This is a genomic window from Halopseudomonas salegens (genome assembly GCF_900105655.1).
GTDB lineage: Bacteria > Pseudomonadota > Gammaproteobacteria > Pseudomonadales > Pseudomonadaceae > Halopseudomonas > Halopseudomonas salegens.
Window position 1 is genome coordinate 3,445,014 of sequence record NZ_LT629787.1, and the last position, 22,268, is coordinate 3,467,281.

Here is a 22,268-nt window from a genome sequence, read left to right on the forward strand (position 1 = left end):
TAGCTGAAAGCCAGCTGAACTGCAGTCTGATATCAATCAGCAATATCTGCATTGCGCTGGCTGACTTTTTGCGACAGTCGCAAACTGCGCAGGCTGCGCTTGACGTTCTTCAGGTGATTGACCAGCTCCGGCCCACGGCGCATGGCCATGCCCATAGCCAGCACATCGATCACCACCAGATGGGCGATACGTGACGACAGCGGTGTGTAGATGTCGGTATCTTCGGGTACGTCGATGGGAATGTGAATGCCGGCCAGCTCGGCCAGCGGTGTCTGGCTCGGGCACAGGCTGATCAGCGTAGCGCCGGTTTCGCCGACCAGGCTCGCAGAATGCAACAGGTCCTTGGTCCGTCCGGTTTGCGAGATGGCGACCGCGACATCATCCGGCCCCAGGGTGACTGCGGACATGGCCTGCATATGCGGGTCGGAATAGGCAGCCGTTGAAACCTGCAAGCGGAAGAACTTGTGCTGGGCATCGCTGGCCACTGCGCCAGAGGCACCAAATCCGTAGAATTCGACCCGCCGTGCGCGCGCCAGGGCGGCAATCGCCAGTTCCATCGCGGCGGGATCCAGGCGTTCACGTACATCCATCAGCGTTGCCAGGGTGGTGTCGAAGATCTTTTGCGACAGTTCTTCAACATCATCATCTTCACTGATGGAAAACTGGCCAAAGCTGGCGCCGGCGGCGAGATTCTGGGCCAGTTTCAGTTTCAGGTCCTGAAAGCCACTGCAACCGATGGCACGACAGAAACGCACGATGGTCGGTTCACTGACCCCTACCTGCTGGGACAGGTCGGCCATGGACGAATGCATGACCTGCGCGGCCTGGGCGAGCACATAGTCGGCTACTTTGAGCTCGGATTTGCGCAAGACAGGGCGACTGGCGGCGATGTGTTGAAGTAGATTCACAATGGCTTCGTGGTAGTCTGCTAGACGAATGGATCGGGTTTTTTGTAGTTATACTACAAAACGCGCGGCAATGCCTTTTATACGGGGGGATTGGGGATGGCGACGCAACCAGGAATCGCGTGCGATATCGTGGTCTTTGGCGGTACCGGGGACCTGGCCTTGCGCAAATTGCTGCCTGCCCTTTACTACCTGCACCGTGAAGGCCACCTGCATGCCGACACGCGCATACTGGCGCTGGCCCGGCGTAACGAGAGCAACCAGGGCTATCGTCACTGGGTGCGGCGCCAGGTCAGCCAGTATCTGGCGCCCGGCGATTTCAGCGACACCGTCTGGTCCGGCTTTGCCGAACGGCTGGATTACCTCAGTCTGGATGTCAGTCAGCGGGTCGAGTTTCCCCGTCTGGCCAGGCAGCTGGGTCAGCAACCCGGACGAGTGCGGGTGTTCTATCTGGCTACCTTGCCCAACCTGTTTGCCGCTACCGCCCGACACCTGGCTTCGGTGGGTCTGGCAGACGAACAGGCACGCATCGTACTGGAAAAACCTTTGGGTGAGAGCCTGCCCACGGCTGCCCGGATCAACGATGAGATCGGTGAGTATTTCAGTGAGTCGCGGGTCTTTCGTATCGATCACTACCTCGGCAAGGAGGCGGTGCAGAACCTGCTGGCACTGCGTTTTGGCAATGCATTGTTCGAGCCCTTATGGCGCAATGCGCATATCGAACATGTACAGATCAGTGTGCTGGAAACTGTTGGTGTGGAAAACCGCGGGGATTATTACGATCGGGCCGGCGCCATGCGCGATATGGTCCAGAACCACCTGCTGCAATTACTCTGTCTGGTCGCCATGGAAGCCCCGGTGCACTTTGAGCCCGAGGCTGTGCGAAACGAGAAGCTGAAGATTCTGGAGGCTCTGCGACCGATAACCGGCATGGACGTGCAGGATGTCACCGTGCGTGGTCAATATGCGGCTGGCAAGCGTGCCGGTGAAGAGTTGCCGGCCTATTATTTCGAGAAAAGTGTCGACCACGACAGCAACACCGAAACCTTTGTCGCGCTCAAGGTCGAGATCGACAACTGGCGCTGGGCTGGCGTGCCCTTCTATTTGCGCACCGGCAAGCGCCTCGCGCAACGAAAATCCGAGATCATCATCCAGTTCAAATCGGTGCCGCACCGGCTGTTTGCCCAGGGACATGAAACGCCGACCGAAAACCGCCTGGTGATCCGCTTGCAACCGGATGAGAGTATTCGTCTGTCACTGATGGCAAAGAGTCCCGGACGCGGGATGACGCTGCAGCCGGTTGACCTTGATCTCAACTTTGCCAAGGCGTTCAAGAAGCGTCGCTGGGATGCCTACGAGCGTTTGCTGCTGGATGTGATTCAGGGCGATGCCACGCTCTTCATGCGGCGTGACGAGATCGAGGCTGCCTGGCGCTGGATTGATCCGATCCTGACCGGTTGGCAGGACTGTTATCGTTCACCCAAGCCCTATGCCTCGGGTAGCTGGGGGCCTGACGCAGCGAACAGTCTGGTCGAACGCCTGGGGCACCAATGGTTTGAGACAGACGCCTGATTACAGGCTGTCGATGGGTAATTCCCGGGCCAGATGCGGGGTCAGTTCATTGGCCGGCATGGGGCGTCCGATCAGATAGCCCTGCAACTGATCGCATTGGTAATCACGCAGTAATTGCCGCTGCGCCTCGTCCTCGACCCCTTCAGCAACCACCTGCAAACCCAGGCTGTGCCCCATGACGATGATGGCGCGCACAATGGCGGCATCCTGGGCGCCTTGCTGCAACCCGGCGATAAAGGTGCGGTCAATTTTCAGCGTATCGATCGGAAAGCGTTTGAGGTAGGCCAGTGAGGAGTAACCGGTGCCGAAGTCGTCGATTGCCAGGCTGACACCCAGTGCTCTCAGCGCGGCAATATTCTGCTCGACCACATCGAGTTGCTCCAGGAGCATACTTTCGGTCAACTCCAGCTGCAGGTAGTGGGCTGGTAGCTCGGTGGCCAGCAGAACCGCAGCAACCTGTTCGGCAAAGCCGCGCTGGCGCAGTTGCTGTACCGAGAGATTGACCGCGATCTGCATCGGCTGGCCATTCTGATACCACTGGCTGGCCTGAGCGCAGGCCTGCTGAAGCACCTGTTCGCCGAGACGCACGATCATTCCGGTTTCTTCCGCCAGCTCGATAAACGCCGCAGGAGCCAGCAACCCGTGCTGAGGATGTTGCCAGCGCACCAGTGCTTCGGCCGAGCGCAGAGCACCTCCCGGCAAGTCCTGCTTGGGTTGGTAATAGACCACCAGTTGGGCGTCATCCAGCGCCTTGCGTAGCTGGTTTTCCAGCTGCAGGCGCTCGATGCCATGGGTTTGCAAATTGTCCGAGTAGAACTGATAGCCGTCGCCACCAAGGTACTTGGCATGCTGCATGGCCTGGTTGGCCTGGGTAATCAACAGCAACCCGTCGCGCGCAGTATGCGGGAACAGGCTGATGCCTACGGAAGCACTGACAACCAGTTCATGGCCTTCCAGATTCACCGGGCGGCGCAGATTTTGCAGCAGGTGCTCGGCCAGCTGGCTCAGCTCGCTGCGTTGCAGGTTGCCTTCGACAATCAGCACGAACTCATCAGCTGACAGGCGCGCGGTTGCAGCGCTGTCACCGGCGGTTTCCACCAGCCGCTGGGCAACCTGGCGCAGCAGGTTGTCGGCAATATGATGGCCGAGGGTATCGTTGATGTGCTTGAAGCGATCCAGATCCACATGCAACAGGGCAACATCCTGCTTGAACTGTCGGGCCCGGCTGACGGCCTCTTCCAGTTGTTGGGTGAACAGGTTGCGGTTGGCCAACTGGGTCAGCGGATCGAAATTGGCCAGGTACTGCAGCCGCTGTTCGGTTTGCCGGTGGCTGGTCTGGTCACTGAAAAAACCGACGTAATGGGTAATCTGTCCCTGCGGGTTGCGCACAACGGTCAGTTGCAACCACTGCGGATAGCGCTCGCCGCTGCGGCGTTGCTCCATCAGCTCACCCTGCCAGCGGTCTTCCGAATCCAGGGTGCTTTTCAGGTGTTGGTAAAAGCGATTGCGATCCGGGTCTTCACTCAGCTGATGCATCGGGCTGCCGCAGAGATCATCGGCAGCATAGCCGGTGATAAAGCTGAAAGCCTGATTGACGGTAAGAATGTGGAACCCTGGGTCGAGTATGAAAATACCCTCGGCAGTGGCATCAAACACGGTCGCGGCCAGCTGCGCCTGCTGCTCCCGGGCCAATCGTTCACTGACATCACGGCGGGTGCCGATCATCCGGGTGACCCGACCCCGGGCATCCCACTCAACGGCCCGCCCACTGTCTTCCACCCATACCCAATGGCCGTCAGCATGGCGTACCCGATACTCAATCCGGTAGGCCTTGCTGCTGCCCTGCATGTGCTGTATCAGGGTCGAGCGCACCAGCTCCCGGTCATCCGGATGAACCAGCGGAGTGAGGTGGTCCAGCATGCGGGTCACCGCCTCGCCGGATAAACCGAAAATTTCTTCCAGATGCGAGTGGTAGACCTCATCGGTATCCAGATTCCAGTCCCACAGCCCCAGCTGGCTGGCTTCGATGGCCAGGTTAAGCCTCGCTTCGCTGGCTTCCAGCCGCTCGCTGGTAGCTTGCAGGGCCGCAGTGCGATCAGCCACCCGTTGTTCCAGCGCTTCGTGACTCTGGCGCAACTCGCGTTCAGCCAGGCGGCGATGATTGATTTCCCGGGTCAGTTGCCGGTTCAGTTCTTCCGATTGCTGCTTGGCTTCATCCAGCCCGAGAACCAGATCCTTGTTGCGTTCATTCGCGGTAATAATCGCTGTTGCGGTGCGATTGAGAAAGGCGGCTGCAAGCAATATGCAGCCGAACAGGGTAATGCCCATCACCCCCCAATAGGGACTGGTCTGATCATCTTGCCAGAGCAGATACAGGGTGGGTGGCAGCCAGGCTGGCAGGGTAAAACTGAGAAAGGCGACAAACTGCGTTGCATAAATGATGCTGACGCAGAGGGCGATACCGCTGGCCAGAGCATAGGTAACGGCCTGCAATTCAAAATTATCCAGCGGGACAATATAGATATGCACAAAGGCCAGGCTGAATCCGGAAGCCAGATTGCCGAGGTAGAAAAAAGCATACCAGCGTCGTTGTTGCCGTTGTCCCGGAGTGCTGTCACGGTAATGACGAACCAGCACCGCACGCAGCAGGGCCAGGCTGCTTATGACAGCCAACCAGCCGAGCAGCAGGTTATGCGGGGCATGCGGCCACATGACCAGAACCACACCGACGGCACTCAGCAGGATTAGCCATTGTGGCAGGCGCGAGTAGGCATAGAGCAGGTCCAACTGGCGGGTCTGCACCCGGCTGCTGGTGGCACGTAAATCGTTAGAGGTCATAAAGTTGACTGTACCTCAAAACGCAGGGCGTCTCTTGTTATAATTTTGACGTGGCGGACGAGCAGCACCGCCTGAGTATCCCTTAACCTTACACCAGCTGCATGCCCCGGCCCAGCCCCCGGGGGTATGAAATTTTCCTCTGAATGCCTCTAATTGGGACATTTGCGGCTTTTCTTCCGGCGGCGGCACGCAGCCTGCTAGAATGCGCCGATGGATATTTCGCATCTGCTCGACTCACTCAATGAAGCCCAGCGCCAGGCGGTCAGTGCCAGCCCGGGTCAACAACTGGTGCTGGCTGGCGCCGGTTCCGGTAAAACCCGCGTGCTGGTTCAGCGTATTGCCTGGCTGGTCGAGGTCGAACAGGCTTCGCCCTGGAGCATTCTTGCGGTCACCTTTACCAACAAGGCGGCGCATGAGATGCGCCAGCGTATCGAACAGCTGCTGGGCATTTCGCCCCGCGGCATGTGGATCGGTACCTTTCACGGTCTGGCGCACCGCCTGCTGCGCGCCCACTGGCAGGAAGCCGGACTGGTTGAGCAGTTCCAGATTCTCGACAGTGATGACCAGTTCCGGCTGGTCAAGCGGGTGGTTCGTGAACTCGGTCTGGACGAGAATCAGTGGGCGCCGCGTCAGGCCCAGTGGTGGATCAACGGCCAGAAAGACGAAGGCCTGCGGCCCCAGCATATCCAGCCGTCGGGTGATCTCTACCTGACTACCATGGTGCGCATCTACCAGGCCTATGAAGAAGCCTGCGCGCGCGCCGGCTCGGTGGACTTTGCCGAACTGCTGTTGCGTTCGCTGGAACTCTGGCGCGATAACCATGCCCTGCGGGAACAGTATCAGGCGCGTTTCCGGCATATGCTGGTCGACGAATTCCAGGACACCAACGCTGTGCAGTATGCCTGGCTGCGGCTGATCGCCGGCAAGAGCCCGAGCCTGATGGTGGTGGGTGATGATGACCAGTCGATTTACGGCTGGCGCGGCGCCAAGATCGAGAATATTCATCAGTTCCAGCGGGATTATCCCAACGCCGAAATGATCCGTCTGGAGCAGAACTACCGCTCCACCACCACTATCCTCAGCGCCGCCAACGCGCTGATCGACAACAATGCCGGACGTCTGGGCAAAGAGTTATGGACTGACGGCAGCGAGGGCGAGCCGATTTCCCTGTATGCCGGCTTCAATGAACAGGACGAAGCGCGTTTTATCGTTGATCGCATCGAGCAGGCGGTGGGCGAAGGCATGGCGCGCAGTGAAATGGCCATTCTCTACCGCTCCAACGCCCAGTCGCGGGTACTGGAAGAAGCCCTGTTGCGCGCCGGTGTGCCCTATCGCATCTACGGCGGCCAACGCTTTTTCGAGCGGGCGGAAATCAAGAACGCCATGGCCTATATGCGCATGGTCGGCAACCGCGATGACGATGGCGCCCTGGAGCGCATCATCAACCTGCCGACCCGGGGCATCGGTGACAAGACCGTCGAAGCCCTGCGCCAGCAGGCACGGGAGCGCGGCACCTCGATCTGGCAGGCGGCCTGCGACCTGATCGACCTCAAGGCACTGCCGGGCCGTGCCGCCAACGCCGTGCAGGGCTTTCTGCAGCTGATCGAGGAACTGGCCGAGCGTACCGAGGGTTTACCCCTGCACAGCCGGGTACAGCAGGTGGTCGAGCAAAGCGGCCTGCTGCGCTTTCATGAAAATGAAAAGGGCGACAAAGGCCAGGTACGGGTGGAAAACCTCGAAGAGCTGGTGTCCGCCGCACGCGCCTTTGAAAACGATCAGGCGGAGCTGGAAGCGGAGGGCGACGTGCTGATTGCCTTCCTCGCCCATGCCTCGCTGGAAGCCGGCGATACCCAGGCTGATCAATATGAAGACAGTGTGCAACTGATGACCCTGCACAGTGCCAAGGGGCTGGAATTTCCGCTGGTGTTCCTGGCGGGTGTCGAAGAAGGCCTGTTCCCGCACAAGATGAGTCTGGAAGAGCCGGGCCGGCTGGAAGAAGAGCGCCGCCTGGCCTATGTCGGTATCACCCGCGCCATGCAGCAACTGGTGATTACCTGGGCCGAAACCCGCCGCCTGTACGGTAGCGAAACCTTCAACAAGGTCTCGCGCTTTGTGCGCGAAATACCCAGCGAACTGATCCGCGAAGTGCGCCTGGGCAACCAGGTCAGCCGCCCCTTCGGTCCCCGTCACAACATGTTCCAGGCGGAAGCCACTGAAAGTACCGGTTTTGCCCTGGGTCAGCGGGTATTGCACAGCCTGTTTGGTGAAGGTGTGGTACTGAATTACGAAGGCCAGGGCGCACAAGCCCGCATTCAGGTCAATTTTGATGGCGAAGGCAGCAAGTGGCTGATGGTTGCCTATGCCAAGCTTGAGGCGCTCTAGCTTATGAAGTGCCCGAGAGTTTTTTGCTTCAGGCTTAAACGGGCGGGGCTTTAAAGTCTAAAGACTGCACAAAGCTCTGATAGCCCGACTGTCACCCACCGGTTCTGGACCGTTAGATGCCAGGGATGGCATCTACGAGCCCCCAGGGAAGGGTTTACGGCGTGTCCAGAACCGGTGGGTGACAGTTGGGCTAACATGCCGAACCGGTTTAATCGGTATTTTTGGTGTCGAGTAAAAATAACAATGATGTGTGCACAGCTAGCTTGCTGCTGGTTACTTGGAGCTTTAAATGAAAAGACGTGAACTACTGACCGCCGCTGGACTGGGCTTGGGTGCGGCGGCCCTTAGCGGTTGCCGCAGTGATGAGCCGGCAGTAGCAGGCGAGGGCCAGGCACAACAGCGTTTTCGCTGGCGCATGGTCACGTCCTGGCCAAAGAATTTCCCCGGCCTGGGCACCACGGCCGAGTACTTTGCCGACCTGGTCAACCAGCTCTCTGGCGGTCGTCTGCAGGTGCAGCTGTTTGCCGCCGGTGAACTGGTGCCCGCACTGGAAGTCTTTGATGCCGTCGCCGGCGGCACTGCCGAGTTGGGGCACAGTGCAGCCTACTACTGGCGTGGTAAAACCTCCGCCGCCTCCTTTTTTACCGCCGTGCCCTTCGGCCTGAATGCCCAGGAAATGAATGCCTGGCTGTATAACGCGGGTGGTCTGGAGCTCTGGCAGCGCGCTTATGCCGATTTTGGCGTCATGCCCTTGCCCTGCGGCAACACCGGGGTGCAGATGGCCGGCTGGTTCAATCGTGAAATCAACAGCCTGGATGACCTGCGCGGGCTGAAAATGCGCATCCCGGGTTTTGGCGGTGAGGTCATGTCACGCGCCGGTGTTACCACCGTGAGCATTCCCGGCAGTGAAATGTTTACCGCGCTGCAAACCGGGGTTATCGATGCCACCGAATGGGTCAGCCCCTACAACGACCTGGCCTTTGGTCTGCACCAGGCGGGCAAATATTATTATTACCCCGGCTGGCAGGAGCCCTGTGCGGTACTGGAACTGACCATCAACCAGCAAGCTTTCGAGCAACTGCCAAGTGATTTGCAGGAAGTTGTCCGTGCTGCCGCCCGAGCGACCAACCAGGCCATGCTCGACGAATATACCCTGCGCAATGCCGAAGCGCTGGATACATTGGTTAACCAGCATCAGGTCCAATTGCGCAAACTCCCGGATGATGTGCTGACTCGCCTGCACGAACTCTCTATCGATGTGCTGGAAGAAACCGCTGACAGCAGCGAACTCAACCGCGAAATCTGGGACTCGATGGAAGCTTTCCGCAAAAAGGTCTGGCCGAGTCAGCAGTTGGGTGAGCAAGCGATGTATGCCTTGCGCGATTAAGCGTCGCAGGCAGAGCACTACCGCAAGCGTCAAGGGAGCGCTTGCTGTGGCGCGGCCGTCAACGGCTCGCCGGCCGATTGACCCCATCCGCAAAACCCACTAACCTCCATCGCTGCTTCAGGTGCCCAACGGCCAAGTGCCAACGGGTGAAACTGGGAAGCCGGTGCGTTCTGCTATTCAGAACAATCCCGGCGCTGCCCCCGCAACGGTAAATGAGTGCCCGCCACCCTCAGGGTGTGCTGCGGCAGATGATCCTGTATCGCCACTGTGAAAATCACGGGAAGGCGGGATCATCGGACCCAGGTCCGCTCATGAGTCCGGAGACCGGCCTGCTGCATTTCACGACAGTGCGGCGGGCGCTGTGGGTGCATGGCCCGTTTGTGTGGTCGTCTGCCTGTTCGCTAGCTGCCTGTCATCAGCTACCAGTTGTCGTACGGGTGAGTACGACGGAGCGAACACAGATGATGATGTTGCCACGCACGCCCCTGGGAAACCTCTGCAAAACTACCTGCCTTGCTGCGCCTGCCTCGCCTACGTTTTTCAGAGGCTTCTCCGCCCTGGCTTTGATGACCAGTGCCTGCCTTTCCCATGCTGCCCCCCTGCACCTGGACCACCAGGTGGTCACCGCGACCCGCACCAGCCAACCGATCGCCGCCAACCTGGCTGCTGTGAGTGTGATTGATCGCGCCGCGATTGAGCGCCTGCAAGCCACTGACGCGCTGGATGTTCTGCGTCGTACGCCCAGCGTAACGAGAGTCAATAATGGCGGCCCCGGCAAATCCAGCAGCATTGGCATTCGCGGCACCAACAGTGACCATGTACTGGTACTGATTGATGGCGTGCGCGTCGGCTCGGTAACCAGCGGTAATGCGGCCCTGCAGAACCTGCCGATTGAACAGATTGAACGCATTGAAATTGTCCGTGGGCCGCGTTCCAGCCTCTATGGGTCGGAAGCCATCGGTGGGGTCATCCAGATATTTACCCGTCAGGGCAGCACGGGCGCGCCCAAAGCCTGGGCGTCGGCCACGGCTGGTAGCCGCAACCACCATGTTGGCAGCGCCGGGGTGTCGGGCGGTGCGGGTAATGCCTGGTACAACCTCGGGGTCAGCAGCCTGTCGACCCGGGGTATTGATGCTCGCCCGGGGCGGGGGGATCCGGACAATGACGGCTACCGGGAACTCTCCGCCAACCTCAAACTTGGTTATCGCTTCGCCAACGGGCTGGAAATCGACGGCCACGTGCTGGAAAGTCACTCCAGCAATGACTTTGATTCCGGCTTCAAGGCCAACACCGATGCGGTGCTGAAGACGCACGGCGTGAATGCCCGCTTTGCGCCGCTCGACCCCTGGCGTGTCACCCTGCAAGCCGCGCGCAGCGAAGACAAGAGTGACAATTTCAACGGCAGTACCTTCAACAGCCGCTTCGATAGCCGCCGCGACAGCCTGGGTTGGCAGAACGATATTGACCTCGCGCCGGGTCAGTTGCTGACCCTGGGTATGGACCACCTGACCGACCAGGTGAGCAGCACCACCGATTACCGCAAGGCCCGGCGGACCAATCTGGGCTATTACGCCCAGTACCTCGGCCAGCAGGGTCGCCATGAATGGCAACTGGGTCTGCGCCATGACGACAACCAACAGCATGGCCAACACACCACCGGTAATCTGGGCTACGGCTTTCAACTCACCGATAGTCTGCAAGCCGTCGGCAGTATTGGTACCGCCTTCAAGGCGCCGACCTTCAATCAGTTGTATTTCCCCAACTTTGGCAACCCGGACATCAAGGAAGAAACGTCACGCAACGTCGAGCTCGGGCTGCGTGGTCAGCACGATTGGGGGAACTGGGCCGTGAATGTATTCCGCAACGAAGTAGATGACCTGATTGCCAGCGTGAACCTGGGTGGCGGTGTCTGGCAGGCGGAGAACGTCAACAAGGCCGTGATCAAGGGTATTGAGTTGGATCTGGCCGGGCATTGGTGGGGCTGGGATCTGGCCGGCAACCTGACCTTGCAGGACCCGTCCAACCGTTCGCGGCGACCGGGGCAGGGTGATTTGCTCGTCCGTCGGCCCGAGCAGCTGTTCAATCTGGATGTCGATCGCCGCTTTGGCCGTGTCTCCGTGGGTGCCAGCCTGCATGCCGAAGGTCGCCGCTGGGACAACGCTGCCAATACCAACGAATTGTCCGGCTACAGCACCCTTGATCTGCGCGCGGAATATGGTTTCAACCATCAGTGGCGCCTGCAGGCACGGATCAGCAACCTGTTCGATACCGACTACGAAACCGCGGCCAGCTATCAGCAGCAGGGTCGCGCAGGTTATCTGACCGTGCGCTACCAGATGCTCTAGACGGACATTCAGCAAGTAAAAGTAACAGTGGAAACCAAACCATCCAAGGAGGATGACATGATCGCACTATCCAAACGCAGCCAGTTGGCTGTTGGTCTTGTACTGGTGTTGTTGATGGCCATGACGCGCGGCACGCACTTCAGTCTCGTCAATTTGCCCAGCGCCTCCTGGGCGGTGTTTTTTCTTGCGGGGGTGTTCCTGCGACCGCGCTGGGCCTTCCCCGTGCTGTTCCTGCAGGCGGTGGTCATGGACGTGCTCAGCGTGGGCTGGATCAATGCCGGCCACCACTGCATGACGGTGGCTTACTGGGCCTTGTTGCCGGCCTACGGCAGCCTGTGGTTTGCCGGTCGGTTGTACGCCGGTTGGCACCGTGATCACCCGGTAACCCTCCTGGTGTTGGCGCCGACCGTGGCGACGGCAGCCCTGGTGTGCAACCTGTTTTCCAGTGGCGGTTTCTACTTTTTCTCCGGTCGCTTCGAAGAGACCAGCTTCGGCGGGCTGGTCGAGCGCATTGCCACTTACTATCCGCAATACCTGAGCAACCTGGCGATGTATGTAGCGGCAGCGGCGATTGTTTATCTGGTGTTTTACCTGCTGGCTGAACAGGGATTGCTGGGTCAGGACCGCAAGGCATGAGCGAGCCCACCGATCGCGATCAGCGCCATCGCCAGCGCATGCAGCGCAAAAAGGTGGTGGTTGACCAGAAGATAGCCGAGGCGCGGGATGAGCGTGGCCTCTTGCTGGTGCTGACCGGTAACGGCAAGGGCAAAAGCAGTTCCGCCTTTGGCATGGCCGCGCGGGCGCTGGGTCACGACATGCAGGTCGGCATCGTGCAGTTTATCAAGGGCGCCAGCAGCACCGGGGAAGAGGCCTTTTTCCGCCGTTTTCCCGAGCAGGTGCGTTACCACGTGATGGGTGCCGGTTTTACCTGGGAAACCCAGGACCGGCAGGACGATATCGCCAAGGCGCAGGCCGCCTGGGCCATCGCCGTCGAGCTGATGCGTGACCCGGCGGTAGCCCTGGTGATTATGGATGAGCTGAATATCGCGCTGAAATACAAATACCTGGAGCTGGATCAGGTGGTGGCCGATATCGCCGGTCGCCCGGCTCACCAGCATGTGGTAGTGACCGGGCGCGGCGCACCGCCAGCCCTGGTTGAAGCCGCTGATACGGTGACCGAGATGGGCATGCTCAAGCATGCCTTCAAGGCCGGTATCAAGGCGCAGAAGGGAGTGGAATTTTGAGTCAGTTACAGTGCCCGGCAGTTTTGATCGCCGCCCCGGCCTCTGGCCAGGGCAAGACCACGGTAACCGCCGCGCTGGCACGTTTGCACAGCCGGCAGGGGCGGCGTGTGCAAGTGTTCAAGTGTGGTCCGGATTTTCTCGATCCGATGATTCTGGCCCGCGCCAGCGGCCAGCCGGTCTACCAGCTCGATCTGTGGATGATTGGCGAAGCGGAAAGCAAGCGCCGGCTGGCTGCAGCCGCTGCCAGCAATGACCTGATCCTGATTGAAGGGGTAATGGGGCTGTTTGACGGCACTCCCTCGGCAGCTGATCTGGCGCGACGCTTCGGCGTGCCGGTACTGGCGGTCATCGATGGCTCGGGCATGGCGCAAACCTTTGGCGCCATGGCCCATGGCCTGGCCAGCTATCAGGCGGATCTGCCATTTGCCGGGGTGCTCGGCAACAAGGTCGGCAGCGCCCGGCATGGCGAGATGTTGCGCGACTCCTTGCCTGCCGGTATCGCGTGGTTTGGCGCGCTGACCCGCGATGCCGCAGTGGAATTGCCCAGCCGCCATCTGGGATTGGTGCAGGCCGCCGAGTTGGCGGATCTGGATGCCCGACTGGATGCCGCCGCCGATGCCCTGGCCGCCACGGCCGATACCCGCTTGCCCCCCGTAGTCGGCTTTGCTCCGGTAGTGGCAGAGGACATACCACCGCTGCTGGCCGGGGTACGTATCGGTGTGGCGCGGGATGCGGCCTTTGCCTTTCTTTATCAGGCCAATCTGGACCTGCTGGAAGCCTTGGGTGCGCAATTGCACTTTTTCTCCCCGCTGACCGACAGCAGCCTGCCGGAGGTCGATAGTCTCTACCTGCCCGGCGGCTATCCGGAGCTGCACCTGGCGGCCCTGGGCAACAATCAGGCTATGGCCGCAGCCATCCGTGACCACCATGCTGCCGGCAAGCCGATCCATGCCGAATGCGGTGGCATGCTCTACCTGTGTCGACAATTGACCGACGTACAGGGTCAGAGTGCCGAGCTGCTGGGTCTGCTACCCGCCACAGCCAGCATGCAGCCACGGCTGACGGCGTTGGCATTGCAGGACGTTGCCCTGCCGGAAGGCACCCTGCGCGGCCATACCTTCCACCACTCGGCGATCAAATGCGACCTGGAACCCTTGGTGCGCGGCGAATGCCCCAACTACAAGCGCACCAGTGAAGCGGTCTGGCGCCTGGGTCGGCTGACGGCCTCTTACATTCACTGCTACCTGCCGGGGAACCCGCAGGCGGCAGCGGCCCTGTTCAGGCCATGAGCAGCCAGGGCTACTCTGACGCCGAACGCGCGGCCATCTACCGGGTGATTCGCGAGCGGCGCGATATGCGCCATTTCAGCGGTGGCAGTGTCGCGCCTGACGTCCTGATGCGCCTGCTGCAAGCTGCGCATCAAGCACCCAGCGTGGGCCTGATGCAGCCCTGGCGCTTTATCCGCATTACCCAGCCAGGGCTGCGTGAGCAATTGCATGCACTGGTTGAAGAAGAGCGGGTGCGCACCGCGCACGCACTGGCTGAGCGCAGCGATGATTTTATGCAACTCAAGGTTGAAGGCCTGCTTGACTGTGCCGAGTTGCTGGTCGCGGCGCTACCGGACGGCCGTGAAGCCCATGTTTTTGGCCGCCGCACCCTGCCGGAAATGGATCTGGCCTCGCTGGCCTGTGCCATCCAGAACCTCTGGTTGGCCGCCCGTGCCGAAGGCCTGGGCCTGGGTTGGGTGTCCATGTTCGAGCCGCAAGGGGTGGCCGAGCTGCTGGCCATGCCTGCCGGCGCCAGGCCGGTCGCCTTGCTGTGCCTGGGGCCGGTTAACGAATTCTATGCCCAGCCAATGCTGGTCGAGCAGGGCTGGGCACAAGTACAGCCGCTCGACAGCATGCTGTATACCGATCGATGGGGAGAACACACATGAAAGGACCGCAGCGCATTGTCTGTCTGTCCACCGAAACCTGTGAAGTGCTCTACCGTCTGGGTGAGCAGGATCGCATTGCCGGCATCTCCGGCTTTACCGTGCATCCACCCCGGGCGCGCAAGGAAAAGCCCAAGGTATCGGCCTTTACCAGCGCCAAAACAGAGAAAATTCTCGCCCTCAAGCCGGATCTGGTATTGGGCTATTGCGACCTGCAGGCGGACATTGCCGCTGAACTGGCGCGCGAAGGGCTGGAGGTGCACCTGTTCAATCAGCGCGATATTCAGGGCATTTTCCAGATGATCGATACCCTGGGTGCGCTGGTGCGCAGCAGCGACAAGGCCGAGCAACTGATCGGCGAGTTACAGCAGGGCCTGGATCAGGTGCAGGCTCGGGGCGCAGCACTCAAGGCACGACCAAAAGTGTATTTTGAGGAGTGGAATGAGCCGCTGATCAGCGGTATTCGCTGGGTCAGCGAGCTGATCGAGATGGCCGGGGGCGAAGATTGCTTTGCCGAGCTGAGCCATCACGCCCGCGCGCGTCAGCGCTTTATTACCGACCCGCTGGAGGTGGTGCGTCGGGCACCGGATATTATCGTCGGCTCCTGGTGCGGCAAACGCTTTCGCCCGGAGCAGGTGCGTGCCCGTCCCGGCTGGGAGGCGGTACCGGCCGTGCGTAATGGGCAGCTGTTCGAAATCAAGTCTCCGGACATTCTGCAGCCGGGCATTTCCGCCCTGACCATCGGCGTGCAGCAATTGCAGGGTCTGCTACAGGACTGGGACCAGCGCTGATGGTCAGTGCGCCGCTGTTGCTCGCCGGGGTGGTGCTCGATCAATTACTGGGCGAGCCCCGGCGCTGGCACCCGCTGGTCGGTTTCGGCCGGCTGGCCGGCTGGCTCGAGCGGCGCTTGAATCAACCGGCACTAGCGCAGCGGGCAAGCCGGTGGCGTGGTGTCTGTGCCTGGCTGCTGGCGGTGTTGCCCCTGACGCTGGCAACCTGGGCCCTGGCCAGCCTGCCCTGGGTAGGCTGGCTGGTATGCCTGCTGGCACTCTACCTGGCCCTTGGACTACGCAGCCTGAATGAGCACTGTCGACCCATTGCCCGGGCGCTGGAAGCGGGTGAGCTGGACCTGGCCCGCGAGCGGGTGGGCTATATCGTCAGCCGCGATACCCGGGCGCTGGATGCCGAGGGCATAGCGCGGGCAACCACCGAATCCGTACTGGAAAATGGCAGTGACGCGGTTTTTGCCGCGCTGTTCTGGTTTCTCCTGCTGGGCGCGCCTGGTGTGGTGCTGTATCGCCTGGCCAATACCCTGGACGCCATGTGGGGTTATCGGACCACGCGTTACCGGCATTTCGGCTGGGCCGCAGCGCGGCTGGATGATGGCCTGAACTATCTGCCGGCTCGGCTGGTCGCACTGACCTACGCCCTGTGCGGCCATACTTGTCAGGCTCTGGCCTGCTGGCGCACCCAGGCCCCGCAGTGGGACAGCCCGAATGCTGGCCCGGTCATGGCCGCCGGCGCCGGTGCCTTGAATCTGCAGCTGGGCGGTGGCGGTCATTACCACGGCCAATGGCACATCAAGCCAACACTGGGCGCCGGACCTGCTGCCGCCCCGCAGGATATCGGGCGTGCCTTGAGACTGGTACGGCGCGGCGTCGTGCTCTGGGTGGGGCTGGCGCTTCTGCTCTGGTTGGCCGGAGGGTACTGGCATGCTTGAGCACGGCGGGCGTTTGCGCCAGGCGGCGCAGCAATACGGCATCAAACTGGCTGCCTGGCTGGATTTGTCCACCGGGCTGGCGCCCTGGGGCTGGCCCTTGCCCGTATTACCGGCCAGTTGTTGGCGGCAACTGCCAGAACCGGATGATGGCTTGATCGTGGCGGCGCAGGATTACTATCAGGCTACCAGCCTGTTACCGGTAGCCGGCTCACAGGCCGCGATTCAGGCGCTGCCCTGGCTGCGCCCTGCCTGCCGGGTGCTGATCCTTGGCCCTTGTTATGCCGAACATGCCCAGGCCTGGGCCCGTGCCGGGCATCAGGTACAGGTCTGGAATGAGCTGACGGAGAGTCAGCCACCCCTGGATACCTGCGACGTGCTGGTGCTGGTCAATCCGAACAACCCGACCGGGCGTTTGCTTGCGCCGGATACCCTGCTGGCCTGGCATGCCGAACTGGCTGCCCGGGGTGGCTGGCTGCTGGTGGATGAGGCCTTTGCCGATCTGCAACCAGAATTCAGCCTGGCCCGCTACAGCGACCGCCCCGGACTGATTGTATTGCGCTCACTGGGCAAGTTTTTTGCGTTGGCCGGGGCGCGGGTTGGTTTTGTTCTGGCGGAGTCTGCGCTCTTGGCACAACTGGAAGAGCAACTTGGCCCCTGGGCAGTCAATGGTCCGGCGCGTCTAGTGGCTCAACAGGTACTGGTTGACCGCGCTACCCAGCAAGCCTGGCGCCTTCGCTTACAGCGCGACGGCCGGCGCTTGCAGCAGCTACTGAGTGAACAAGGTCTTACCTCCGGCGGCGGCTGTGCCCTGTTCCAGTGGGTACCCCATCCGGCCGCGGCGAGCTTACACCAGCAATTGGCCGGTCAGGGCATTCTGACCCGGCTGTTCGATCAGCCAGCGGCTGTGCGTATCGGCTTGCCGGGCAATAAAGCCGGCTGGGACCGGTTGCAACAAGCACTGCAGGCTCTGGCGCTACCTCCCGCAGACGTTACCGTGGAGAACGTACTATGAGTACATTGATGATCCAGGGCACCACCTCGGATGCCGGCAAAAGTACCCTGGTCACAGCCCTGTGTCGCTGGCTCAAGCGTCAGGGGGTCGCTGTGGCGCCGTTCAAGCCACAGAATATGGCGCTGAATGCCGCCGTCACCGTCGATGGTGGAGAAATTGGCCGTGCCCAGGCGGTACAGGCCGAAGCCGCCGGGCTGCAACCGCACACGGATATGAATCCGGTACTGCTGAAACCCAATACCGATATCGGCGCCCAGGTGATCATTCACGGCCATCCGGTCGGCAGCATGGATGCGGTGAGTTACCACGCGTACAAGCCCACGGCGCTCAAGGCGGTGTTGGCCTCGCACCAACGTCTGTGCCAGCGTTATCAGGCCGTGCTGGTGGAAGGCGCCGGCTCGCCGGCAGAAATCAATCTGCGTGCCGGTGATATTGCCAATATGGGCTTTGCCGAAGCGGTTGACTGCCCGGTGCTACTGATTGCCGATATCGACAAGGGCGGCGTCTTCGCGCACCTGGTCGGTACTCTGGCGTTGCTGTCCGCCAGCGAGCAGGCGCGGGTCAAAGGCTTTGTCATCAACCGCTTTCGCGGCGATATCGCCCTGCTCAAGCCGGGGCTGGACTGGCTGGAGCAGCACACCGGCAAGCCGGTGCTGGGCGTGCTGCCTTACCTGCATGACCTGCATCTGGAAGCCGAAGATGCGGTCAATACCCGCCAGCCGGCCAAACAGGGGCCGGTGCTCAAGGTCGTGGTGCCGGTACTCAAGCGCATCAGCAACCATACCGACTTTGATCCTTTGCGCCTGCATCCCCAGGTGGATCTGCACTTTATCGGCCCTGGCCAGGCCTTGCCGGCCGCTGATCTGATCATTTTGCCTGGCTCGAAAAGTGTGCGCAGTGATCTGCAGTTTATGCGTGAGCAGGGTTGGGATGCGGATGTACAGCGCCATCTGCGCTACGGCGGCAAGCTGCTGGGTATTTGCGGTGGCTTGCAGATGCTGGGTGAACAGGTGGCTGATCCGCTGGGGCTGGAAGGTGAGCCCGGCAGCAGCGAAGGCCTCGGCTTTCTGGCCTTCCGTACCGAGCTGACGGCGCACAAACGCCTGACCCGGGTCAGCGGGCATGTGCAGTTTAGCCCTGAAGGTGCTGATCAGGTGCCACTGACGGGTTATGAAATTCACGCCGGACGCAGTCAGGGACCAGCGCTGCAACGGCCTCTGGTGCGGCTCGACGATGGCACCCCGGATGGTGTGCTCAGTACCGACAACCAGATCGCGGGCAGTTACCTGCATGGCTTGTTCGAACAGCCGGCGGCCAGCGCTGCGCTGCTGCACTGGGCTGGCCTGAAAGAGGCTCAGGCGCTGGATTACTCGGCTCTGCGCGTGCGGGATATCGACCGCCTGGCCGATCTGGTTGAACAGCATCTGGATGTCGAACGCTTGCGGCACTTATGTGGAGTCCAGCCATGCACGAACTGATCCTTGGCGGCGCGCGTTCAGGCAAAAGCCGGCATGCCGAAATCCGGGCTGAAGCCAGCGGCCTTGAGGTGGTGTATATCGCTACCGCCCAGGCGCTGGACGATGAAATGGCCGCCCGGATTGCCCGGCATCGTGGGCAGCGGCCGGCTGAATGGGGGCTGGTCGAGGAGCCGCTGGCGCTGGCCGCCGCCCTGCAGCGTGAAGCCGCAGGAGATCGCTGTTTATTGGTCGATTGCCTGACCCTGTGGTTGAGCAACCTGCTGCTGACCGATGAACCTGACCGTCTGGCCAATGAGACAGAACAACTGCTCGCCCTGCTGCCCGACTTGCCGGGTCATATTATTCTGGTCAGCAATGAAACCGGCCTCGGTGTAGTACCCATGGGTGCCCTGAGCCGGCGCTATGTGGATGCCGCGGGCTGGCTGCACCAGGCACTGGCAGCGCACTGTCAGCGAGTGACCTTCTGCGTTGCCGGCTTGCCGCAGGTGCTCAAGGGTGAGCCGGTATGAACACACGCTGGTGGCAGAACAAGGTAGCCCAGCCGAGCGAGGCGCATGCTGAGCGCGCCCGCCTGCAGCAGGCGCAATTGACCAAACCTGCCGGCTCACTGGGGCAGCTGGAAGCGTTGGCAGTGCAGCTGGCGGCGATGCAGGCCAGCGAACAGCCACGGCTGGAGCGCCTGACCATTGCCATCTTTGCGGCTGATCACGGGGTGGTCGCTGAAGGTGTTTCTGCTTATCCGCAAGCGGTCACCGCTCAAATGCTGGCCAACTTTGCCCAGGGTGGCGCGGCCATCAGTGTGCTGGCGCAGGATCTGCACGCCGACATGCAACTGCACGCGCTGGGCCTGGCTACCCCGCTGGGCGACCTTGCGGGTGTGCGCCACTGGCAGATCGCGCCGGGCACGGCCAATCTGCGGCGGCAACAGGCGATGACGCCGGAGCAATGTATCCGCGCCATGGCGGCAGGGCGTGAGGTGGTGTTGCAAGCGGCTGGCCGGGGTTGCGAGCTTTTTATCGGCGGGGAGATGGGTATTGGTAATACCACGGCGGCTTGCGCCCTGGCCTGTGCGCTGCTGGATCAACCGGCCAAGGCACTGGTTGGCCCGGGTACCGGGCTGAATGCCAAAGGCGTCGTGCACAAAGCAGCGGTGATTGATCAGGCGCTGGCCTTGCATAGGCCAGCCTGCAACGAGCCATTTGACTGGCTGTGCCATGTTGGCGGGTTGGAGCTGGCAGCACTGGTTGGCGCTTATATCAGCGCCGCCCAGTTGGCCTTGCCGGTATTGGTGGATGGCTACATTGCCAGTGCTGCGGCACTCTGCGCCGCACGCCTCAACCCGTCCAGTCGCGACTGGTGGCTGTTCAGTCATCAGGGGGCCGAACCCGGCCATGCCGCGCTCCTGGCCGCCTTGCAGGCAGAGCCTTTGTTGCATTTGGGGTTGCGCCTCGGCGAAGGTTCCGGCGCCGCGCTTGCCGTGCCTTTGCTACGCCAGACCTGTTTGCTGCACAACCGTATGGCCAGCTTTGCCAGTGCTGGCGTGGCGCGGGGGTTGGCATGACCCTTATTCTGGACCTGCTGCGCCATGGCGAAACCAAACAGGGCGGCGGATTTCGCGGCAGTATTGATGATGCGCTGACGCCCCAGGGTTGGCAGCAGATGCAGGCCAGCCTGGCCGGGCGCAATGGCTGGTCGGCGGTGATCAGTTCGCCCTTGCAGCGCTGCGCCGACTTTGCCGCCACAGCGGCTGAAAGCCACGCCTGTCCGATGATTCTTGCACCGGGGCTGCGCGAATTGCATTTCGGCTGCTGGGAAGGCCGTAGTGCCAGTGAATTGATGCAGACCAGCGCCGATGCGTTGGGGCAGTTCTGGGCGGACCCCTATGCCTATACCCCGCCTGAGGCTGAACCCATGGCCGCCTTTGCTGATCGCGTGCTTACCACCATCACAGCATTTCAACAGACGCATCCGCAGCAGCATTTGCTGGTGGTCACCCACGGTGGCGTCATGCGCTTGCTGCTGGCCCGGGCCCGGGGTTTGCCGGCCAAAGACCTGTTGCAGGTTGAAGTCCCCCATGCCGGGCTGTTCCGCCTGCGGCTGGATATCGACGGAGAATTGAGCGAATGCCCTTGCTGATAGCGCTGCAATTTTTGACTCGGCTACCGATTCGTTTGCCGCGCGCGCCCAGCCCGGCGGAGCAGGGGCGTTCATTGCTCTATTACCCCTTGGTTGGTCTGCTGTTGGGTGGTGTGTTGGCGAGCCTGGCCTGGTTGCTCAGCTCAGTCTCCCCGCCGCTGCTGGCCGTCTTGGTGCTGGCTCTGTGGGTTGTCGCCAGTGGCGCGCTGCATCTGGATGGTCTGGCCGATACGGTGGATGCCTGGGTGGGTGGTTATGGCGATCGCGAGCGCACCCTGGCAATCATGAAAGACCCGGCCTGCGGCCCCATGGGGGTCACTGCTCTTGTATTGGTGTTGCTGCTTAAATGGGCCGCGCTCTATAGCCTGCTGCAATACGAGCTTTACTGGGCCCTGCTACTCGCCCCCTGGCTCGGTCGCAGCTGCCTGCCAATCTTGTTGCTCTGGCTACCCTACGTGCGCGCCAACGGCCTGGGCGCGACCATGGCCGCCAATCTGCCGCGAAAAAGCCTGCTCGGCATACTGCTGGTGCATGGCCTGCTGATGTTGGCACTCGGCTGGACTGGCCTGCTGGCAATGGCCATGGCGGCCGTCACCTGCAGCTGGGCCGGCTGGCGCTTCCTGCAACGGCTGGGCGGCACTACCGGTGACACGGCCGGAGCCACAGTTGAACTGGTCGAGTGTACGGTAATGGTTGGCCTGGCACTTTTTCTGACGTTTGGAGTCGCATAAGCCTCTAATCTAGTCAACCAGTGAATCGGCGAGACATGACCAATCGCACCACCTTGAAAATAACTACAATGTAACTACAATATAAGTTATGAGTCAGCTGATATTTGAGTGGGATTTGCGTAAGGATGCGGCTAATCAAAAGAAACATGGCGTTTCCTTTGATGAAGCAAGGTCAGTTTTTACCGATGAGTATGGTCGCTTGATTGCCGACCCCGACCACTCTGGCGAAGAAGACCGATTTATTCTGCTCGGCACCAGTATAAATGCACGTCTCCTGCTGGTGTGCCACTGCATCAGAGATGGCGAATCAATCCGCATAATCTCAGCGCGCAGGGCCAACAAGCGTGAGACCAAGGTATATCAGGAGTATAGATATGCGTGACCATTATGATTTCTCCGAATCGGTCAAGAACCCTTACGCGAAGAAACTGAAGAAGCAGGTGACGATCCGGCTGGATGAGGACACCATTGCCTACTTCAAGCAATTAGCCGAAGAAAAGGATCTGCCCTACCAGAGCTTGATCAATCTCTATTTGCGTGACTGCGCCCAGTCACAGAAAGATCTCAAGTTAAGCTGGCAATAGC

At 61.0% G+C, this 22,268-nt stretch carries 20 protein-coding genes and 1 riboswitch; of the genes, 18 read left to right on the top strand and 2 right to left on the bottom strand.

The window, feature by feature from the left end; all coding sequences use genetic code 11:
• Window positions 1-32: 32 nt before the first annotated feature.
• Complete coding sequence (gene hexR / locus BLU07_RS15985; protein WP_092388920.1) at window positions 33-908, bottom strand: transcriptional regulator HexR; 876 nt, start codon at window positions 906-908, stop codon at window positions 33-35.
• Between the two features lie 96 nt (window positions 909-1,004).
• Here hexR and zwf point away from each other — a divergent pair, with 96 nt between their 5' ends.
• Complete coding sequence (zwf, locus tag BLU07_RS15990) at window positions 1,005-2,477, top strand: glucose-6-phosphate dehydrogenase (RefSeq protein ID WP_092388922.1); 1,473 nt, start codon at window positions 1,005-1,007, stop codon at window positions 2,475-2,477.
• Here the strand turns inward: zwf and BLU07_RS15995 are convergent, their stop codons facing one another.
• Entirely contained in the window at window positions 2,478-5,315 is a 2,838-nt protein-coding gene (locus BLU07_RS15995) for a GGDEF domain-containing phosphodiesterase (protein WP_092388924.1), read from the bottom strand.
• Window positions 5,316-5,525: 210 nt separating this feature from the next.
• Here BLU07_RS15995 and uvrD point away from each other — a divergent pair, with 210 nt between their 5' ends.
• From uvrD to BLU07_RS16080, 17 genes are all read left to right on the top strand, one after another.
• A complete protein-coding gene (gene uvrD / locus BLU07_RS16000) occupies window positions 5,526-7,697 on the top strand; it encodes a DNA helicase II (protein ID WP_092388926.1) in 2,172 nt (723 codons plus the stop codon).
• Between the two features lie 289 nt (window positions 7,698-7,986).
• A complete protein-coding gene (locus BLU07_RS16005; protein ID WP_092388928.1) occupies window positions 7,987-9,084 on the top strand; it encodes a TRAP transporter substrate-binding protein in 1,098 nt (365 codons plus the stop codon).
• A 102-nt stretch (window positions 9,085-9,186) separates the two neighbouring features.
• Window positions 9,187-9,431: riboswitch (cobalamin riboswitch) on the top strand.
• Window positions 9,432-9,545: 114 nt separating this feature from the next.
• A complete protein-coding gene (btuB, locus tag BLU07_RS16010) occupies window positions 9,546-11,429 on the top strand; it encodes a TonB-dependent vitamin B12 receptor (protein WP_407920081.1) in 1,884 nt (627 codons plus the stop codon).
• Between the two features lie 57 nt (window positions 11,430-11,486).
• Window positions 11,487-12,065 carry a hypothetical protein gene (locus tag BLU07_RS16015; protein ID WP_092388932.1) on the top strand — a complete coding sequence of 193 codons (579 nt, stop codon included), beginning with the start codon at window positions 11,487-11,489 and terminating at the stop codon, window positions 12,063-12,065.
• The gene (gene cobO / locus BLU07_RS16020; RefSeq protein ID WP_092388934.1) at window positions 12,062-12,673 is read left to right on the top strand and encodes a cob(I)yrinic acid a,c-diamide adenosyltransferase; all 612 of its coding nucleotides are present in this window, start codon (window positions 12,062-12,064) and stop codon (window positions 12,671-12,673) included. The genes BLU07_RS16015 and cobO overlap by 4 nt, the downstream gene beginning before the upstream one ends.
• On the top strand, window positions 12,670-13,962 hold the full coding sequence (locus tag BLU07_RS16025; protein WP_092388936.1) for a cobyrinate a,c-diamide synthase: 1,293 nt from the start codon (window positions 12,670-12,672) through the stop codon (window positions 13,960-13,962). The genes cobO and BLU07_RS16025 overlap by 4 nt, the downstream gene beginning before the upstream one ends.
• Window positions 13,959-14,609 carry a 5,6-dimethylbenzimidazole synthase gene (gene bluB / locus BLU07_RS16030; protein ID WP_092388938.1) on the top strand — a complete coding sequence of 217 codons (651 nt, stop codon included), beginning with the start codon at window positions 13,959-13,961 and terminating at the stop codon, window positions 14,607-14,609. The genes BLU07_RS16025 and bluB overlap by 4 nt, the downstream gene beginning before the upstream one ends.
• On the top strand, window positions 14,606-15,397 hold the full coding sequence (locus BLU07_RS16035; RefSeq protein ID WP_172830123.1) for a cobalamin-binding protein: 792 nt from the start codon (window positions 14,606-14,608) through the stop codon (window positions 15,395-15,397). Before bluB ends, BLU07_RS16035 begins: the two co-directional genes overlap by 4 nt.
• Complete coding sequence (cbiB, locus tag BLU07_RS16040) at window positions 15,397-16,326, top strand: adenosylcobinamide-phosphate synthase CbiB (RefSeq protein ID WP_092388942.1); 930 nt, start codon at window positions 15,397-15,399, stop codon at window positions 16,324-16,326. Before BLU07_RS16035 ends, cbiB begins: the two co-directional genes overlap by 1 nt.
• Complete coding sequence (cobD, locus tag BLU07_RS16045) at window positions 16,319-17,338, top strand: threonine-phosphate decarboxylase CobD (RefSeq protein ID WP_092388943.1); 1,020 nt, start codon at window positions 16,319-16,321, stop codon at window positions 17,336-17,338. The genes cbiB and cobD overlap by 8 nt, the downstream gene beginning before the upstream one ends.
• The gene (locus BLU07_RS16050; protein WP_092388945.1) at window positions 17,335-18,816 is read left to right on the top strand and encodes a cobyric acid synthase; all 1,482 of its coding nucleotides are present in this window, start codon (window positions 17,335-17,337) and stop codon (window positions 18,814-18,816) included. The genes cobD and BLU07_RS16050 overlap by 4 nt, the downstream gene beginning before the upstream one ends.
• Window positions 18,804-19,325 (top strand): bifunctional adenosylcobinamide kinase/adenosylcobinamide-phosphate guanylyltransferase, encoded by a 522-nt coding sequence (gene cobU, locus BLU07_RS16055; protein WP_092388947.1) that lies wholly within the window; start codon window positions 18,804-18,806, stop codon window positions 19,323-19,325. Before BLU07_RS16050 ends, cobU begins: the two co-directional genes overlap by 13 nt.
• Complete coding sequence (cobT, locus tag BLU07_RS16060) at window positions 19,322-20,377, top strand: nicotinate-nucleotide--dimethylbenzimidazole phosphoribosyltransferase (RefSeq protein ID WP_092388949.1); 1,056 nt, start codon at window positions 19,322-19,324, stop codon at window positions 20,375-20,377. Before cobU ends, cobT begins: the two co-directional genes overlap by 4 nt.
• Window positions 20,374-20,952, top strand: coding sequence for a histidine phosphatase family protein (locus tag BLU07_RS16065; RefSeq protein WP_092388951.1), 579 nt, complete (start codon window positions 20,374-20,376; stop codon window positions 20,950-20,952). Before cobT ends, BLU07_RS16065 begins: the two co-directional genes overlap by 4 nt.
• On the top strand, window positions 20,940-21,683 hold the full coding sequence (locus BLU07_RS16070) for an adenosylcobinamide-GDP ribazoletransferase (RefSeq protein ID WP_092388953.1): 744 nt from the start codon (window positions 20,940-20,942) through the stop codon (window positions 21,681-21,683). The genes BLU07_RS16065 and BLU07_RS16070 overlap by 13 nt, the downstream gene beginning before the upstream one ends.
• Window positions 21,684-21,771: 88 nt before the next feature.
• Window positions 21,772-22,065 (top strand): BrnT family toxin, encoded by a 294-nt coding sequence (locus tag BLU07_RS16075; protein WP_092388955.1) that lies wholly within the window; start codon window positions 21,772-21,774, stop codon window positions 22,063-22,065.
• Window positions 22,058-22,267, top strand: a complete 210-nt coding sequence (locus tag BLU07_RS16080) for a BrnA antitoxin family protein (RefSeq protein ID WP_092388957.1) — start codon at window positions 22,058-22,060, stop codon at window positions 22,265-22,267. Before BLU07_RS16075 ends, BLU07_RS16080 begins: the two co-directional genes overlap by 8 nt.
• Window position 22,268 lies beyond the last annotated feature (1 nt).